The organism is Nocardia sp. NPDC052001, assembly GCF_040680615.1.
Classification (GTDB): Bacteria; Actinomycetota; Actinomycetes; order Mycobacteriales; family Mycobacteriaceae; genus Nocardia.
Genome location: NZ_JBFAXC010000001.1, coordinates 554,324 through 570,374, shown reverse-complemented (window position 1 = coordinate 570,374; position 16,051 = coordinate 554,324). Strand labels below are relative to the sequence as shown.

The following is a 16,051-nucleotide window of genomic DNA, read 5'->3' as shown; positions in this document are numbered from 1 at the left end:
ATTTAGATCTATTCAGCGGTCCCTCTTTCACGGGGGCAGGAGAAGGACCCGTCCTCACCTCCAAAACACTTGTCCCGGTGCGATTTCCGATCACGGGATCGGCCGCGCATCTGATTCCGATGCCGTGACACAGGCGAGCGTAATCATCGCCACAGTCCCCCGACAGCGCCCGCGTCAGGTTCTGGAGACCTCACAATGACTTCGTTCTAAGGCCGGGACGATCCACGACGAAAAGGGACGCCCCCGGTTTTCACCGGGGGCGTCCCTTTCGTTTCGACTATGCAGTGTTTCGGATGTGCGGTGGTGACCTCAGAGCATGCAGCTCACGCAGCCCTCTACTTCGGTTCCCTCCAAAGCCATTTGGCGGATGCGGATGTAGTAGAGGGTTTTGATGCCCTTGCGCCAGGCGTAGATCTGAGCGCGGTTCACATCGCGGGTGGTGGCGCTGTCCTTGAAGAACAGGGTCAGCGACAGGCCCTGATCCACATGCTGGGTGGCGGCGGCGTAGGTGTCGATGACCTTTTCGTAGCCGATGTCGTACGCGTCCTGGAAGTAATCGAGGTTCTCGTTGGTCAGGTAAGGGGCCGGGTAGTAGACGCGGCCGATCTTGCCTTCCTTGCGGATCTCGATCTTCGAGGCGATCGGGTGGATCGAGCTGGTGGAGTGGTTGATGTACGAGATGGAACCGGTCGGCGGGACGGCCTGCAGGTTCTGGTTGTAGATGCCGTACTCCATGACCGAAGCCTTGAGCTCGCGCCAATCCTCCTGGGTGGGGATGTGCACGCCCGCCTCGGCGAAGATCTCGCGGACGCGATCGGTCTTGGGCTCCCACAGCTGATCGGTGTACTTGTCGAAGTACTCGCCGCTGGCGTACTTGGACTCCGGGAAGCCACCGAACGCCCGGCCGCGCTCCTTGGCGATCAGGTTCGAGGCACGGACCGCGTGGTAGGCGATCGTGTAGAAGTAGATGTTCGTGAAGTCGATGCCCTCTTCGGAGCCGTAGTGCACGCGCTCACGAGCGAGGTAGCCGTGCAGGTTCATCTGCCCCAGGCCGATGGCGTGAGACTCGTTGTTGCCCTGCTCGATCGAGGGCACCGAGTTGATATGCGTCTGATCCGACACCGCGGTGAGCGCGCGGATCGAGGTCTCCACCGTCTTGGCCAGATCCGGCGAATCCATCGTCTTGGCGATGTTCAGCGAACCCAGGTTGCACGAAATGTCCTTGCCCACCTTGGAGTAGGACAGATCGTCGTTGTACAGCGACGGGGTGGAGACCTGCAGGATCTCCGAGCACAGGTTCGAGTGGGTGATCTTGCCCTTGATGGGGTTCGCCCGGTTCACGGTGTCCTCGTACATGATGTACGGGTAGCCCGACTCGAACTGCAGCTCGGCGATGGTCTGGAAGAACTCGCGAGCCTTGATCTTGGACTTGCGAATTCGCTTGTCGTCGACCATCTCGTAGTACTTCTCGGTGATGTTGATATCGGCGAACGGCACGCCGTAGATGCGCTCCACGTCGTACGGCGAGAACAGGTACATGTCCTCGTTCTTCTTCGCCAGCTCGAACGTGATGTCCGGGATGACCACGCCGAGGGACAGCGTCTTGATGCGGATCTTCTCATCCGCGTTCTCGCGCTTGGTGTCCAGGAAGCGGTAGATATCGGGGTGATGCGCCTGCAGGTACACCGCGCCCGCGCCCTGGCGCGCACCCAGCTGATTCGCATAGGAGAACGAGTCCTCCAGCAGCTTCATGATCGGAATGACGCCCGAGGACTGGTTTTCGATCTTCTTGATCGGCGCGCCGGTCTCACGAATATTGCTCAGCAGCAGGGCGACACCGCCGCCGCGCTTGGACAGCTGCAGCGCGGAGTTGATGGAGCGCCCGATGGACTCCATATTGTCCTCGATGCGCAGCAGGAAGCAGGACACCGGCTCACCGCGCTGCTTCTTGCCCGAATTCAGGAAGGTCGGGGTGGCGGGCTGGAAACGCCCGTCCATGATCTCCTCGACCAGTTCCTGCGCGAGGGTTTCGTCACCGGCGGCCAGGGTCATGGCGACCAGGCAGACGCGATCCTCGAAACGCTCCAGATAGCGCTTACCGTCGAAGGTCTTGAGCGTGTAGCTCGTGTAGTACTTGAACGCGCCGAGGAAGGTCGGGAAGCGGAACTTCTTGCCGTACGCCTGCTTGAACAGCTTCTTGGTGAAGTCGAAGCTGTACTGGTCGAGCACCTCGGTCTCGTAGTAGTTCTCTTTGACCAGGTAGTCGAGCTTCTCACGCAGGTTGTGGAAGAAGACCGTGTTCTGATTGACGTGCTGCAGGAAGTACTGGTGCGCGGCCTCGCGGTCCTTGTCGAACTGGATCTCGCCATTGGGGCCGTACAGGTTCAGCATCGCGTTGAGCGCGTGGTAGTCCAGCCCCGCGGTGGAATCACCGCTGACGGGGCGTTCTACGCGGGCATTCTTTCCGACCGGTGCGGTTGTCGTTGCCAAAACGATTCCAATCCCTCTCGGACGCGCTCGACGTCCTCGGCAGTTCCCATGAGTTCGAAGCGATACAGGTACGGCACTCCGGTTTTGCGCGAAATCACTTCGCCCGCAAAGCAGTACGTATCACCGAAGTTCGTATTGCCGGCCGCGATGACGCCGCGCAGCAGTGCGCGATTGTGCGGATCGTTGAGGAATTTGGCCACCTGACGGGGGACGAACTCCTTATCGGGCCGCGCACCACCCAGAACGTGCCGACCGCCACCGTAGGTGGGGACGATCAGCACGTAGGGTTCGTCGACTCGCAGTGAGTCGGCGGTATGAAGCGGTATGCGGACGGCGGGAATGCCCAGCCGTTCCACGAAGCGGTGCGTGTTCTCCGATGCGCTGGAGAAGTAGACCAGATTCGCTGTCCCCGTGGACAACTCAGCCATCTCGACTCCTCTCGGCTCGGGCGAACTCGCATAGCGGCCGACCGTCGATCGGCCGCTTCGGTCCGCTAGGCGACGGCGACGGACTCGGCGAGCGCCTTGATGCGATCCGGGCGGAAGCCGGACCAGTGCGCGTCACCGGCGACCACGACGGGAGCCTGGAGGTACCCGAGCGCCATCACGTAATCGCGGGCTTCGGGATTCTCGGAGATGTCGATGACGTCGTACGCGACACCGGCCTTGTCGAGGGCACGGTACGTTGCGTTGCACTGCACACAAGCGGGCTTGGTGTAAACGGTGATGGTCATTGGTATCTCCCCTTCTCCTTGCCTTAGATCCGATGCAGTGCACGGCTGAAAACAAGAACCATGTAGTAAGTGCGCAAACCCCTGGACGCGAGACCGAAGTCCCTGGTCGCGTGGCTCCCTTCGAGGGTCTCGCCGCGTGCCCTTCCAGCTCCCAAGACACTACACCTAGTGGCCGACAGATTCATCCAACACGACATGTTGCGAACCACAAAGGTGAAATTCGAGTGAACGAAGTGCCAGGACGCTCGATTCGCAACCCGACACGACTGAGGCGCAGATCACAATTTCGGCAACCAGCACACTTCCGGCAAACACACCATTCACCCTGATCAACACGTTTCCCGCGTGTCCCACCCGCCACGCGCGCGCGTGGGGTTATCCGATCTCGCGCGTGGCGCGGGATCCGGCTCCCGGGGAGCGAAATCCGGCACCGCCCCGGCGTGTCGCGGATCCCGGTCCACAACACGCCACGATGGCGCACACCGCGTCAGCCGATGGTGAAGCTGGAGCCGTCCACCGGACCGGGCGCGAGCAAACGATTCGTCGCGGCGATGCCGTAGGTCTGGGCGTCATAGGCCGAGAGCGGTTTGCCGTCGATCTGGATCTCGGTGAAGGTGATCGGCGCGAATCCGGGCAGCGCCGCGTCGAGGTGCCCCTCGATCACGATCTCGGCGGTGCGCGCGGGCGCGTCGGACGGCCGCGTCGTGGTGCGCGTCCAATTGCCGGTGCGGTTCTCCAGGGTCATCACATAGTTGTGGCCATCCCAGCCGACGGTCGAGCGCATGACATCACCGGGCCGCACCGCGACATCGTCATAGCTCACCGGCGCGGCCGGATACGCCTCCCACCACCCGTCGACATCCTTTTCGGGAGTGCACATTCCGCTCAGCACGCCCGTCGCGCACACACCGTCCATCGCACCGCTGAGCGCGTTGGAGACCGTGTCACCGGCGCGCATGATCGCGCCCGAGAGCCGGGGATCGGCATAGGACAGATCCGCGGCCAGATTCTCGAACTGCAATCCGGGCAGCGCCGCGTAGAAGGCGGCATCGCTGGCGCACAGCGATTCCACCCCGGTCTGCATGAGCGGCAATGCCACCTGACCGTTCAGATCGTTCGCACCGTTCAATCCGACCCAGGGCACGATCCGTTGCAGCGTGCCCGCATTGGTGCAGGAGATCTCGGGCTGCGTCCAGGTCGCGCTGACCTCCCGGAAATCGCCCTTCACCACGTATCCGGCCCAATTGCCGAGGTACAGGCGGACATTGGCCTCGGCGGTCGCATCGCTCGCGGTGACCACGGCGGCGGTGGCGGAAACTGCCAGCGCGGCGGTCAGCAGGCAGCGACTCCACGATGAGTTGCCACTCGGTAGCTTCATCAGCTGAAGGTAGCGTGGAGCACCCCGGAAATGCGGCAGGCCACGGCTGAAAAGCCGTGGCCTCACACTGGATTCAGCGGTTACCGCTGGAGTCACCCGATAGTTGCTCAGACGTTGACTGTGGCCTGCGCCGTCTCCGCGAGGGCCTGCGCGGTCTCCGCGAGCAGGCGCACCGTGGCGGCCAGCTGGGTGAGCGCCTCGGCATCGTCGGCCGGATGGGTCTCGCCGAAGCGCTGGCCGATGGTGCCGAAGTTCAGCGACGCCTCCTCGACCACCTTCGAACCCGCCACGCCGAGCGATTTGACCGCGTCGTCATGCGACCACTTGGCCGCGTTCGAGCTGATCGACGCGCTGATCACGGCCGACGGCTTGGCCTTGAGCGCACCCGCGCCGTACGGCCGGGACGCCCAGTCGATGGCGTTCTTGAGTACCGCGGGCAGCGTGCCGTTGTATTCGGGGGTCACGAGCAGGACCGCGTCGGCCGCGCCGACGGCCTCGCGCAGGGCGGCGGCGGTGGCCGGAACCTGGCCTTCCACATCGAGATCCTCGTTGTAGAAGGGGATATCGCCCAGACCCTCGTAGATGGTGATCTCGACATCGCCGGCCGCGGTCTGCGCGGCGGCCTCGGCGAGGCGGCGGTTGATCGAGGCGGCGCGGAGGCTGCCGACGAGGGCGATGATGCGGGTCTGCGACATGGTGATCACTCCTGCGGGTCTGTATCCAGTGGCGGTATTCGTACTCCGAGATAACCGGACTGCGGTCCGTTTTCATTCCGGGGTGGCGGCGGCAAGGCTATGACCTGCGACACCCTTCGAGGCAAAACTCCTGCGCACCTTGATTCGGACGGTAACGAGCGGAGGCCAAGGCTGAAAAGCCTTGGCCTCACTGGAATTAAAAGCGGATCAGGCGGCAGCGCCGACCGTCCGGGACTTCTGGATCTGCACGACCAGGGCCGCGATCAGTCCGGCGATCAAGCCGCGGCTGGTCTCATCGGTGAGGTTGCCCTGCTCGTCGAAGCGGGTGTAGTTCGCGCCCACGTGCACCTCCGGCTTGGTCACGACCTGAGAATCCAGCCAGTGGAAGACATCGCGCAGATGGTTCTGCGCGCGCACGGTGCCGAACTGCGAACCCGACGCGCCCATGATGGCGACCGGCTTATCGGTCAGGAAGGACTGGCCGTACGGGCGAGAAGCCCAGTCCAGCAGGTTCTTCAGCGCACCCGGAATGCTGTAGTTGTACTCGGGGCTGGCGATGAGCACACCGTCCGCGTCGCGAATCCGCTCGCGCAACTCGACCACCGCGGCGGGCACATCGCCCTCGAGATCCTCATCGAAATAGGGCAGGTCCCGAATACCGTCGTAGATCTCGATCTCGACGCCCTCCGGGGCGAGTTGCTGCGCCGCGCGCAGCAGCGCGGTATTGGTGGAGGCGGCGCGCAGTCCACCGGAAATGGCGAGAATCTTGATCGTCATGGCATTAACTCCTGATGCTCTCTGGCGCTTGGCGGCGCTTACGGTAGCATCTAACCGGACCACGGTCCACTTTCATCCCGGCGATTTGAGGTTCACTGTGAGCTCGGCCAAACCCCCCGGCACGGGTACGCCCGTACCCCTGGCCCAACCGCTCGGCATCGGGCCCGCGCTGTCGATCGTCGACAGCGAACCCGCCGAACGCGCGGACGCCGCTCGCAACCGAAAGTTGTTGCTGGAAGCGGCCGTCGAACTGGTGCGCCGCGACGGCGCGGACGCCCTCACCATGGACGCGGTCGCCAAACAGGCCGGGGTCGGCAAGGGCACGGTCTTCCGCCGCTTCGGCAATCGCGCCGGACTGATGTACGCGCTGCTCGACGAATCCGATCGAAACCTGCAGGCCGCGTACATGTTCGGACCGCCGCCGCTGGGACCGGGCGCACCGCCGCTGGAACGACTGGTGGCCTACGGCCGCGCCCGCCTCACCCTGACCGAGATCGAGGGCGACGTGCTGCGCGCCGCCACCATCAGCAGTCCGGACCGCTACGCCGGACCGCCCTACAACCTGACCAAGACGCACGTGTCGATCCTGTTGCGCCAGGCCGGAATTCCGGGCGAGATCTCGCTCCTGGCCGACGCCCTGCTGGCGCCCTTGGACGCGGGTCTGGTGCTGCATCAGACCCGGCAGCTCGGTTTCACCCTGGCTCAGGTGGGCGACAATTGGGAAGCCCTGGTGCGCCGAGTCGTTCCGGGCGCCGAGGAAGATCACCGCGCAGTAGAGTGAACGCATGGGAGACCTGCGCGAATCGATCATCGCCGAACTCGGCGTACTGCCGGACATCGAACCGAAAACCGAAGTGCGGCGGCGCATCGACTTCCTCAAAGACTATCTACGGTCCACGCCCGCCGAGGGATTCGTCCTGGGCATCAGCGGCGGCCAGGATTCGACGCTGACCGGGCGCCTGTGCCAGCTCGCCGCCGAGGAACTGCGCTCCGAGGGCCGCGAGGCCACCTTCGTCGCCGTGCGGCTGCCCTACGGCAAGCAGTTCGACGAAGCGGACGCTCAGGTCGCGCTGCGTTTCATCAAGCCCGACCGATCGGTGACGGTGAACGTCAAGCCCAGCGCCGATGCCGCGGCCGAGGAATCCGCCTACGGCATCGACGAATTGCTCGGCGGCGCCACCCGGCTGCGAGACTTCGTGCGCGGCAATATCAAAGCGCGCGAACGCATGGTGCTGCAGTACGCCATCGCGGGTCAGCTCAATATGCTGGTCGTCGGCACCGATCACGCCGCCGAAGCCGTTACCGGCTTCTTCACCAAATTCGGCGATGGCGCGGTGGACCTCACCCCGCTCACCGGGCTCACCAAGCGCCAGGGCGCAGCCCTGCTGCAGGAGTTGGGCGCACCGCCCAGCACCTGGCAGAAGGTCCCCACCGCCGATCTGGAGGACGACCGCCCGTCCCTTCCGGATGAAGAGGCCCTGGGCCTGAAGTACTCCGAGATCGATGACTATCTCGAGGGTAAGGATGTCACGCCGGAAGTCGCCGAACGCGTGGAGTCGATTTTCCGGAACACCCGCCACAAGCGCACGGTTCCGGTGACCCCGCTCGACACCTGGTGGAAATAGCAATCCCGCCTCTGCGAGACTTCAGCGCACGGCTGGGAGCCGTGAACCGTTGTGCACGCGTACAAACGGTCAGGTGCGACAACCATTTCGGGCGTTCCCCCGGAGTTACCCCGAACCGACTGAATCAGTAATCACGTTTCACGCGCCCGCCGCATCGATTGCGACGGGCGCGCTTACTTTGGCGCCGAAGACATTTCATCTGAACTCGGTGTGCACCGCGGGTGCGACCGCGATTCTCGCTTGTTCGCAATGCAGGGAGGTGACCGAACTGCCGGTGGCCAGGGAAACGGCGGCGATGATGAATGCGCCGAGGAGTAGAGCGGGCAACAGTCGCGCCATGGCGACACCTCCCGATCAGAGGGACTGGACAGTCCGAATATCGGCATGGCGAATTATTCGTTACCAACCTTTTTGCTGGTCAGGTGACCTATTCATGGTCACCGGGCGCGGCCATCAGCCTCCGGCGAACGGCGGCAGCACATCCACCCGGGGAGACAGCACGGTCGTCGCGTCCCTGGTGAGCTCATCGCCGATGAGGTACGCGCAGACCTTGAGCATCGGCTCGAGTTTCGGTCCGTAGGTGTGCGCGAGCGTGCTGCGCAAATCGCCGACGGTCGCACCGGACGGCAACTCGAGCAGTTCGCCCGGTTTGCCGACCGCATCCGCGATCGCGGCGAAATAGCGAACCTCAACCACCGATGGCTCCCATCGTTCGAGTGGGCGGGACGAAACCGGCGGCGTCGATACCGTGGCCCGCGGATTTGTTCCACATGGCGCCGCGCCACAGCGTGGCGATGTCGGCATCCGAGGCGTGCGAGCGCAGTGCGGCTCGAATGTCGTATTCCTGATCGCTGAACAGGCACGACCGCAGCCGGCCGTCCGCGGTCAGGCGGGTGCGGTCGCAGTCCGAGCAGAAGCTGCGCGTCACCGAGGCGATGATGCCGACGGTGGCCGGACCACCGTCCACCAGCCAGCGTTCGGCGGGGGCCGAGGGATCATCGCGATCGGTCTCGGTCAGGGTGAAACGCGCGCCGAGCACCTCGAGCAGTTCGGCGGCGGTGATCATATTCGCGCGCGCCCACTCGTGATCGGCGTCGAGCGGCATCTCCTCGATGAAGCGCAGATCGCACCCTTCGTCGAGGCACCAGCGCAGCAGATCGCCCGCGCCCGCGAGGGTTTCCCGCATCAGCACGGCATTGACCTTGATCGGCGTCAGTCCGGCCCGGCGCGCGGCGCGGATGCCCGCGAAGACCGAGTCCAGTCGATCCCGTCGGGTGAGGGCGGCGAAACCTTCGCGATCGACGGTGTCCAGCGAGACATTGATGCGATTCAGCCCGGCTGCCGCGAGTTTGCTCGCGCGGTGTTCGAGCCCGACGCCGTTGGTGGTCATGGCCAGCGGTGTGCCCGGCAGTTCGGCCCGGCAGCCCGCGATGATTTTCTCCAGGTCACGGCGCATGAGCGGTTCCCCGCCGGTGAAGCGCACCTCGTGTACGCCGAGCTCCCGCACGGCGAGGGTGACCAGCCGGACGATCTCGGCGGCGGTGAGTAATTCGTCGGCCGGAATGGGCGGTAAACCCTCTTCCGGCATGCAGTACGTACAGCGCAGCGAACACTTCTCGGTAATGGATACCCGCAGGTCACGCCCGATGCGACCGTATCGATCCAACAGCAGTGGAGTGTCCGGGCGGCCATCGAGGGAAGGCTGCCCGGTACGTACGGCGGGCATCCCCATAGCGACCACGGTCATTCGACCATTATGTCCGGCCGCGCAAGCCCCCCGCCGGATCGACGACCCGGCTTGTCCGGATCGAGGGCGCGTATAGGCTCACCGACATGAGTTCCCGGCATGCTCTGGCCCCGGTTCGTTCCGTCGACGACCACCGGCAACGCATCGAGGATCTGCTGCGACCGCTGGCCGCGCGCGAGACCGAAGCGGTGCCGATGGCCGATGCGCTCGGGCGGCGCTTGAGCGCCGATGTGTACTCCCCCCTGGATCTGCCGGTGTTCCGGAATTCGTCCATGGACGGGTACGCGGTGCGCGCGGAATCGGTGGCGATCGTGCCGGTGACGCTGCCGCTGGCGGGTGTGGTGGCGGCCGGGAACACCGGCGTGGCAACGCTGCCCGCGGGCGGTGCGCTGAAAGTCATGACGGGAGCGCCGATTCCGGCGGGCGCGGACTGTGTGGTGCCGGTCGAGCACACGCGCGTCGAGGGCGATGCGGTGATCATCGAAAGAAGCCGCGCCGCAGGTGATTTCGTGCGCGAGGCCGGGACGGATGTGCGCACCGGGCAGTTGCTGGCGGCGGCGGGGACGCTGTTGAAGCCGCGCCATATCGCCGCGCTGGCGGCGGTCGGACTGCCGGAACTGCCCGTGTACCGGCGGGTGCGGGCCGCGGTCATCACCACCGGCGATGAGCTGGTGCAGGCCGGATTGCGGCTGCTGCCGGGACAGATCTACAACTCCAACGGACTGGCGCTGGCCGCCGCGCTCACCGAGAACGGCGCGGAGGTGGTGTCGATCGCGCACTCCACCGACGATCACGCCGAATTCCGCCGCCGCCTCGACGAAGCGGTCGCCGCCGCCGATCTGGTCTTCACCTCCGGTGGGGTGTCGATGGGTGATTTCGAGGTGGTGAAGGAGGTGCTGAGCACGCTCGGCGGCGAATTCGGCCATGTCGCAATGCAACCCGGCGGACCACAGGGCATCACCGTGGTCGACGGCACCCCGATCCTGAATTTCCCGGGCAACCCGGTCAGCACCGTGGTGTCGTTCGACATGTTCGCCCGCCCCATCCTGCGCGAACTCGGCGGGCTGCCGCCGATCGTCAGCTCGGAGCTTGCGGTGCTGGCTGCGCTGCACTCCCCCGCCGGTAAACGCCAGCTGCTGCGCGGACTGCTCACCCCCGAGGGCGTCCAGCCATTGGCCGGTCAGGGCTCACATCTGATCGCGACCATGGCCCGGGCCGATGTGCTGATCGATATCCCCGCCGCCGATACCGACATCCCCGCCGGGACGATCGTGCGCACCTGGCCCCTGTAGATCCACCCGAACAAACCCCGATTGCCGGGGCGTGATCTGTGCTGCCCTCTGATGTCGTGGTGCGGACGGCTGTGGAAGGCTGGTGGGATGAGTGAGCTGTCGCATGTCGATCACGAAGGCCGCGCGCGCATGGTCGATGTGAGCGCCAAAGCCGACACCGCCCGGATCGCGGTCGCGGCCGGTGAGCTGCACACCACCGCCGAGGTGGTCCGGCTGGTGCGCGCCGACGGTATGCCCAAGGCCGATGTGCTGACCACCGCCCGGCTGGCCGGGATCAACGGCGCGAAGAAGACCTCCGAGCTCATTCCGCTGTGCCATCAGCTGGCGCTGTCCTCGGTGAACGTGAGCTTCGATTTCACCGAAACCGCCATCACGATCGAGGCCGTCGCCAAGACCAAGGGCCCCACCGGCGTGGAGATGGAAGCGCTCACCGCCGTCGCGGTCGCGGGCCTGACCCTGCACGACATGATCAAGGCCGTCGATCCGGCCGCTTCGCTGCACGCGGTGCGCCTGCTCACCAAAGACGGTGGCAAGCACGGACATTGGGTGCGCGAGCGCGAACTCGCTGAGACTTCACGCGACAGCGCGGTGCGCCACGCTACGGATCATGGTGCGCACGGACAGCATTCGCACGCCGTCGATTCCGGCACGGCGGGGGCTGCGCACCTCACTCCGACTCCCGCGTACGGCACTGGGAAGAGCGCCGTGGTGCTGGTGGCCTCCACCGGCGCGGCGGCCGGATCACGCGAGGACACCACCGGGCCGGTGCTCGCGAAATGGCTTGGGGAACAGGGTTTCTCGGTGCGCGGGCCGCTCGTGTACGCGGACGCCGATATCTCGTACGGGCTGTCCGAGGCGCTCGCGGCGGAACCGGCGCTGGTGATCAGCACCGGCGGCACCGGAGCCTCCCCCACCGATGGCACCCCCGAGGCCACCCTGGCCGTACTGGATCGCGAACTCCCCGGTGTGGCCGAGTCGATTCGCCAGCGCGGCACCGCGAAATTCCCGCTCGCAGCCCTGAGCCGGGGCGTCGCGGGTCTCGCGGGCCGCACCGTGATCGTGAACCTGCCCGGCTCCCCCGGCGGCGTGCAGGATGGAATCGCGGTCCTGACACCGCTTCTCGAACATCTGCTGGCCCAGGTGGCCGGAGGAGGCAGCCATGAATGACGGCACCGAATTGCTCGCCTACATCAGCGATCAGCCGTTGAATCCGGCCGAGGTCGAGAAGGCCGTGATCGGTCCGGAGCACGGCGCGGTGGTGGTCTTCACCGGCACCGTCCGCAATCACGATGGCGGCCAGGCGGTTTCGGCCCTCGAATACTCCGCCCACCCCGACGCCGCGAAATTCCTGCGCCGCGTCTGCGCCGAGGTCGCCGAATCCTCCGGGCTCCCGGTCGCCGCCATTCACCGCATCGGCCCGCTGGCCATCGGCGATCTGGCCATCGCGGTCGCGGTGGCCGCACCGCATCGCGCCGAGGCCTTCGCCACCTGCGCCACCCTGGTGGATCGCATCAAACACGAAGTCCCCATCTGGAAGCGCCAGCTCTTCACCGACGGCCTTTCCGAATGGGTGAACGCCTGCGGTTGATCCTCGGTGCCGGCTAATCGTCGGTGGCGGCCACATAGCGCCAGATGGGCAGGAGCGCGTGGGCGTCCAGCGGCTCCGGGGCGGTGTGGACGGTGGATTCCAGGCGCTTGGTGATCAGGTCGGCGTCCAACCCCGGGCCGATCAGGACCAGACTGCTGGTGCGGGGTTCGTTGCGGGACCAGGTGGTCGGCTCGATGGTGATGTGACGGCCGACCATGTGCAGCAGGAACTTCCGGGAATCCTCCGGCACCGCGAAGGCCAGGATGCCTTTGGCTCGGAACAGACCCGGGGGCGGGTCCTCCAGCACGGCGATCAGTTCGCGCGGGTTCAGATCGGCGGTGCTGGTGAAGGAGACGCTCTCGTAGGCGTCATGCAGGTGGCGATGCCCCGCATGGTCATGGTCACCGTCGCAATGATGGTCGTCGTACTCATCGTCCGAATGCTCGAGCAGCAGTTCGTCGAAGCTGAGCTGTTGGCCCACACGGAGTTCGGTGGCGGGACGCTCCGGGATGTCGAACAGTAGCGCGGGTTCGATCCGGCCATGCGAGGTGGCGTAGACCGGGACCTGTCCGACGAGGTCGGTGATCTCGGTGCGGAGCGCGGCCAGTGCCTCGGGGGCCACCCGGTCCGCCTTGTTGAGTACGACCAGATCGGCCATGCGCAGGTGGGTGTCGAGTTCGGGGTGCCGGGCGCGGCTTTCGGCGTAGTGCTCGGCATCCACCAGTTCGATGAGGCCGCCGTAGCGGATGCGCGGGTTATCGCTGCCGGTGACCATGCGAATCAGATTGCGGGGTTCGGCCAGACCGCTGGCCTCGACCACGATCACATCGATGCGCTGTTTCGGATGCGCCAGCCGATCGAAGAGGTCGTCGAGTTCTGTGACGTCCACCGCACAGCAGACGCAGCCGTTGCCGAGCGACACCATGGCGTCGACCTGTCCGGCCACCAGCATGGCGTCGATATTCACCGCGCCGAAGTCATTGACCACCACGCCGATCCGCAGCTCGCGATGGCGCAGCAGGCGGTTGAGCAGGGTCGTCTTACCGGCGCCCAGGAATCCGGCCACGATCAGAACGGGGATGCGCCGACTCATTCGGTCCACCCTACCGAGGGCCGGTGCGGCGGACGCAGCATGGATGAAACGGCGCGGAAATACCCGCGTTCTAGCGTGGCGGACATTCGGACCGAACACGGGAGGTGCGCCGTGCTGGTGCGGGACATACTCGCTGCGCCGCAATTGCGAATGCGACTGCTGCACGGCGATACGAGAGAACTGGACCGACCGGTCGCACGGGTATGCGCGACCGATATGCCCGACCCTCGGCCCTTCGTGACCGAGGGCGCGCTGGTGTGCACGGGATTGGTGTGGCGGCAGGCCGCGGCGGATTCGGACCGCTATATCGGCATGCTCGCCGAGGCCGGAATCGCCGGACTCATCGCGGGCCAGGCGCTGCACGGCCACATCCCCGACGATGTGATCGCCGCGTGCGAACGGCACGGCCTGCCCCTGCTGTCCGCACCGCAGAGCGTGCCCTTCAGCCGCATCATCGAATACCTCGCCGAACAGGCCGCCGAATTGCGCTGGCGGCGCGTGCAATCCCGGGTGGACCACCAGCGCCGACTGCTCGCCGCCGTCGCGGGCGGCAGCGATATCGGCGACCTGATCGCCGATATCGCCCTGGAACAGGAGATAGCCGCCTGGGTGGTGACCGCCACGGGCCGCGTAATCGCCGGAACCGCACCGATTTCCGAGGACGACCTCGACCGCATCGTCGCCACCGCGCTGACCGCACCCCGCCTGCCCGCCGTCACCACCGGTGCGATGCGCGTGCTCCAGGTCGGCGCGGGAGATCGAATCACCGCCTGGTACCTGGTGATTCGTCCCGCCGCCGCCGAACCCGAGGTCTTCGCCGCCGACCTCGCCGCCATCGCCGAGCTCTACCGCCAGCGCAGTATGGATCGCCTGCACCTGGACTGGGAACTCATCGACCGCTTTCCCACCGCACCGGCCGATCGCCCCGATACGCGCGCGGTCGCCGTGGTGTGCGAACTCCATCCAGCCGAAACCCGTACCGTCATAGGGCTTCCCGAGGTACGTGCCGCACTGCACGATGCCCTGCCCGGCGTCACCACCTCGGTGGATCGCGAGGGCAGACTCGTCGCGATCGCCGAAGGCACCCAGGACGATACGGCGGAGGTACTGCGCCGCCGTCTCGGCCGATTGGCTCCCGCTCTGCGCGCCCTGCGGCCCATCGACTCCGACGGCGGCGGCGAACCAGGTACGAGGGGCGTCCGCATCGCCTTCGGTGTCAGCGCGCAGCAGCGGGACGAATCCCTGTCCGGCGCAATCGCCGCCGCCGCGGCGGCCGCCACCGCCGCACGGGATGACGACGCACCGGTGAGCATCCGCATCGCCGATATCGATACGGCCGTAGGGCTTTTCACCGCCGTCCCGGGTGGACTGCAACGCCGCTTCGCCGAACGCGTCCTCGGCCCCGTCCTGGACTACGACCGCAGAACCGGCGCGGACCTACTGCAAACCCTGGAAGTCTTCCTCGGCTGCGAGGGCTCGTGGCGGCAGGCCGCCGACCGAATGCATTTGCACCTCAACACGGTTCGCTACCGCATCGGCCGCATCGAGGAACTCACCGGCCGCGACCTCGGCCACCTCGACGACCGCCTCGACCTGTACCTCGCCATGCGCACCCTCACCGCGCACGCCACCCCGGCGTAGCAGGTCGGCCGGGGTGGCGGAGCGATCAGACCGCGCCGGTGTAGGGCTCCCAGGCGGTGCCCGCGTCCGGGGCGTCTTCGCGCAGGACCGCGGCTTGGATGAGGCCGTAGGGGCGGTCGTCGGCGTAGAAGACTTCGCCGTTGTTGGGGACGTCGAAGCGGGACAGGTCGAAAGACCAGTGGTGTTTATTGGGGGCGGACATGCGGATTTCGGCGAGGCAAGGGTATGCCTCGAGGGCGGCCCGGCCCATTTCGTAGAGGGTCTGCTGCAATGCCTTCGAGTGCAGGGTGGCGAATTTCGCGATCATGACCGCGCGAATGCCGTCGTAGGTGGCGTTCCAATCGTCCGGATCGGTGGCGAAGCGCCAGCGGGCGGTGAGGCTGGTGGCCAGGATGCGGTCGTAGGAGGGTTCCAGGACGGTGAATTCGTCGGTGAGGAAGCCCGCGAATTCCGAACCGGTGGATTTGAGGATGACCAGATCCTTGACGCCGCCGATCACCCATTCCCTTTGTGCGGCACCGGTTCCCGTGACGGTGACGGCGGCGATGCGGACCTCCGGGCCGACCCGGGTCCAGGTGTGGTCGTGGCCGGCGCCGTCCACCGGCACCCGCTGCCACGCGAATTCCTCGATCTCGATGCGCGCCGACTCGACCGTCGCGATGTCATCGGCGAAATGCCGGGCCAGTGCCCGCCCGTACTGTTCGATGCTGCCGTCGCCGTGCGTCTTGGCGTAGGTGAAGATGGTCTGCTTCTGCGAATCGGTGGGCAGCACCCCGCCCTGATCACCGGCGGTATGCGCCTCGTCGAAAGCCCCACGCAGACAGGACGATACGTTCAGATCGCGAATCTCATGCCGCGCGGTGTCGCGATAGATGCGCACCACCCGGTTCTCGGCCTTGCCATACTGATGCGGGCCGAGCACGATCTTGCCGGTCAACTCGGTCATGGTCGCCTCCCGTGGTCGATGAACACCTTGCCCCACTGTGGCGGAT

General features: G+C 65.9%; 17 protein-coding genes. 6 read left to right on the top strand and 11 right to left on the bottom strand.

The window, feature by feature from the left end:
• Positions 1–309 precede the first annotated feature (309 nt).
• The 6 genes from nrdE to AB0L82_RS02645 form a co-directional block, all read right to left on the bottom strand.
• A complete protein-coding gene (nrdE, locus tag AB0L82_RS02670) occupies positions 310–2,391 on the bottom strand; it encodes a class 1b ribonucleoside-diphosphate reductase subunit alpha (RefSeq protein ID WP_364632733.1) in 2,082 nt (693 codons plus the stop codon).
• A 56-nt stretch (positions 2,392–2,447) separates the two neighbouring features.
• The gene (gene nrdI / locus AB0L82_RS02665) at positions 2,448–2,918 is read right to left on the bottom strand and encodes a class Ib ribonucleoside-diphosphate reductase assembly flavoprotein NrdI (RefSeq protein WP_364629932.1); all 471 of its coding nucleotides are present in this window, start codon (positions 2,916–2,918) and stop codon (positions 2,448–2,450) included.
• A 65-nt stretch (positions 2,919–2,983) separates the two neighbouring features.
• A complete protein-coding gene (locus tag AB0L82_RS02660) occupies positions 2,984–3,223 on the bottom strand; it encodes a redoxin NrdH (protein ID WP_364629929.1) in 240 nt (79 codons plus the stop codon).
• A gap of 487 nt (positions 3,224–3,710) precedes the next feature.
• Positions 3,711–4,601, bottom strand: a complete 891-nt coding sequence (locus AB0L82_RS02655; protein ID WP_364629926.1) for a G1 family glutamic endopeptidase — start codon at positions 4,599–4,601, stop codon at positions 3,711–3,713.
• A gap of 107 nt (positions 4,602–4,708) precedes the next feature.
• On the bottom strand, positions 4,709–5,296 hold the full coding sequence (locus tag AB0L82_RS02650; protein WP_364629923.1) for an NAD(P)H-dependent oxidoreductase: 588 nt from the start codon (positions 5,294–5,296) through the stop codon (positions 4,709–4,711).
• A 207-nt stretch (positions 5,297–5,503) separates the two neighbouring features.
• Positions 5,504–6,073, bottom strand: a complete 570-nt coding sequence (locus AB0L82_RS02645) for an NADPH-dependent FMN reductase (protein WP_364629921.1) — start codon at positions 6,071–6,073, stop codon at positions 5,504–5,506.
• Positions 6,074–6,230: 157 nt separating this feature from the next.
• Between AB0L82_RS02645 and AB0L82_RS02640 the strand changes: the two genes are divergently transcribed.
• Both AB0L82_RS02640 and nadE read left to right on the top strand, forming a co-directional pair.
• Positions 6,231–6,854, top strand: coding sequence for a helix-turn-helix domain-containing protein (locus AB0L82_RS02640; RefSeq protein WP_364632732.1), 624 nt, complete (start codon positions 6,231–6,233; stop codon positions 6,852–6,854).
• Between the two features lie 4 nt (positions 6,855–6,858).
• On the top strand, positions 6,859–7,698 hold the full coding sequence (gene nadE, locus AB0L82_RS02635; RefSeq protein WP_364629918.1) for an ammonia-dependent NAD(+) synthetase: 840 nt from the start codon (positions 6,859–6,861) through the stop codon (positions 7,696–7,698).
• Between the two features lie 195 nt (positions 7,699–7,893).
• On the opposite strand, the gene AB0L82_RS02630 is transcribed toward nadE, so the two are convergent.
• From AB0L82_RS02630 to moaA, 3 genes are all read right to left on the bottom strand, one after another.
• Positions 7,894–8,037 (bottom strand): hypothetical protein, encoded by a 144-nt coding sequence (locus AB0L82_RS02630; protein ID WP_364629915.1) that lies wholly within the window; start codon positions 8,035–8,037, stop codon positions 7,894–7,896.
• Between the two features lie 114 nt (positions 8,038–8,151).
• Positions 8,152–8,394, bottom strand: coding sequence for a MoaD/ThiS family protein (locus AB0L82_RS02625; RefSeq protein WP_364629912.1), 243 nt, complete (start codon positions 8,392–8,394; stop codon positions 8,152–8,154).
• Positions 8,387–9,445, bottom strand: a complete 1,059-nt coding sequence (gene moaA, locus AB0L82_RS02620; RefSeq protein ID WP_364629910.1) for a GTP 3',8-cyclase MoaA — start codon at positions 9,443–9,445, stop codon at positions 8,387–8,389. Before moaA ends, AB0L82_RS02625 begins: the two co-directional genes overlap by 8 nt.
• An 86-nt stretch (positions 9,446–9,531) precedes the next feature.
• Here moaA and glp point away from each other — a divergent pair, with 86 nt between their 5' ends.
• From glp to AB0L82_RS02605, 3 genes are all read left to right on the top strand, one after another.
• Positions 9,532–10,737 (top strand): gephyrin-like molybdotransferase Glp, encoded by a 1,206-nt coding sequence (gene glp / locus AB0L82_RS02615; protein ID WP_364629907.1) that lies wholly within the window; start codon positions 9,532–9,534, stop codon positions 10,735–10,737.
• 87 nt (positions 10,738–10,824) lie between these two features.
• Entirely contained in the window at positions 10,825–11,904 is a 1,080-nt protein-coding gene (gene moaCB, locus AB0L82_RS02610) for a bifunctional molybdenum cofactor biosynthesis protein MoaC/MoaB (protein ID WP_364629904.1), read from the top strand.
• A complete protein-coding gene (locus tag AB0L82_RS02605) occupies positions 11,897–12,325 on the top strand; it encodes a molybdenum cofactor biosynthesis protein MoaE (protein ID WP_364629901.1) in 429 nt (142 codons plus the stop codon). Before moaCB ends, AB0L82_RS02605 begins: the two co-directional genes overlap by 8 nt.
• 13 nt (positions 12,326–12,338) lie before the next feature.
• On the opposite strand, the gene AB0L82_RS02600 is transcribed toward AB0L82_RS02605, so the two are convergent.
• On the bottom strand, positions 12,339–13,418 hold the full coding sequence (locus AB0L82_RS02600) for a CobW family GTP-binding protein (RefSeq protein ID WP_364629898.1): 1,080 nt from the start codon (positions 13,416–13,418) through the stop codon (positions 12,339–12,341).
• A gap of 117 nt (positions 13,419–13,535) precedes the next feature.
• On the opposite strand from AB0L82_RS02600, the gene AB0L82_RS02595 reads away from it, so the two are divergent.
• Positions 13,536–15,059 carry a helix-turn-helix domain-containing protein gene (locus tag AB0L82_RS02595; RefSeq protein ID WP_364629895.1) on the top strand — a complete coding sequence of 508 codons (1,524 nt, stop codon included), beginning with the start codon at positions 13,536–13,538 and terminating at the stop codon, positions 15,057–15,059.
• 25 nt (positions 15,060–15,084) lie between these two features.
• Here AB0L82_RS02595 and pucL read toward each other — a convergent pair whose 3' ends face one another.
• Positions 15,085–16,005, bottom strand: a complete 921-nt coding sequence (gene pucL, locus AB0L82_RS02590) for a factor-independent urate hydroxylase (RefSeq protein WP_364629892.1) — start codon at positions 16,003–16,005, stop codon at positions 15,085–15,087.
• Between the last annotated feature and the right edge of the window lie 46 nt (positions 16,006–16,051).

Bases quoted from the DNA above. Each gene is read 5' to 3' on its own strand.
- moaA (WP_364629910.1), bottom strand. From the start codon at position 9,445: ATGACCGTGGTCGCTATGGGGATGCCCGCCGTACGTACCGGGCAGCCT.
- AB0L82_RS02645 (WP_364629921.1), bottom strand. From the start codon at position 6,073: ATGACGATCAAGATTCTCGCCATTTCCGGTGGACTGCGCGCCGCCTCC.
- pucL (WP_364629892.1), bottom strand. From the start codon at position 16,005: ATGACCGAGTTGACCGGCAAGATCGTGCTCGGCCCGCATCAGTATGGC.
- AB0L82_RS02655 (WP_364629926.1), bottom strand. From the start codon at position 4,601: ATGAAGCTACCGAGTGGCAACTCATCGTGGAGTCGCTGCCTGCTGACC.
- AB0L82_RS02660 (WP_364629929.1), bottom strand. From the start codon at position 3,223: ATGACCATCACCGTTTACACCAAGCCCGCTTGTGTGCAGTGCAACGCA.
- AB0L82_RS02650 (WP_364629923.1), bottom strand. From the start codon at position 5,296: ATGTCGCAGACCCGCATCATCGCCCTCGTCGGCAGCCTCCGCGCCGCC.
- AB0L82_RS02630 (WP_364629915.1), bottom strand. From the start codon at position 8,037: ATGGCGCGACTGTTGCCCGCTCTACTCCTCGGCGCATTCATCATCGCC.
- glp (WP_364629907.1), top strand. From the start codon at position 9,532: ATGAGTTCCCGGCATGCTCTGGCCCCGGTTCGTTCCGTCGACGACCAC.
- moaCB (WP_364629904.1), top strand. From the start codon at position 10,825: ATGAGTGAGCTGTCGCATGTCGATCACGAAGGCCGCGCGCGCATGGTC.
- AB0L82_RS02605 (WP_364629901.1), top strand. From the start codon at position 11,897: ATGAATGACGGCACCGAATTGCTCGCCTACATCAGCGATCAGCCGTTG.
- AB0L82_RS02600 (WP_364629898.1), bottom strand. From the start codon at position 13,418: ATGAGTCGGCGCATCCCCGTTCTGATCGTGGCCGGATTCCTGGGCGCC.
- nrdE (WP_364632733.1), bottom strand. From the start codon at position 2,391: ATGCTGAACCTGTACGGCCCCAATGGCGAGATCCAGTTCGACAAGGAC.
- nrdI (WP_364629932.1), bottom strand. From the start codon at position 2,918: ATGGCTGAGTTGTCCACGGGGACAGCGAATCTGGTCTACTTCTCCAGC.
- nadE (WP_364629918.1), top strand. From the start codon at position 6,859: ATGGGAGACCTGCGCGAATCGATCATCGCCGAACTCGGCGTACTGCCG.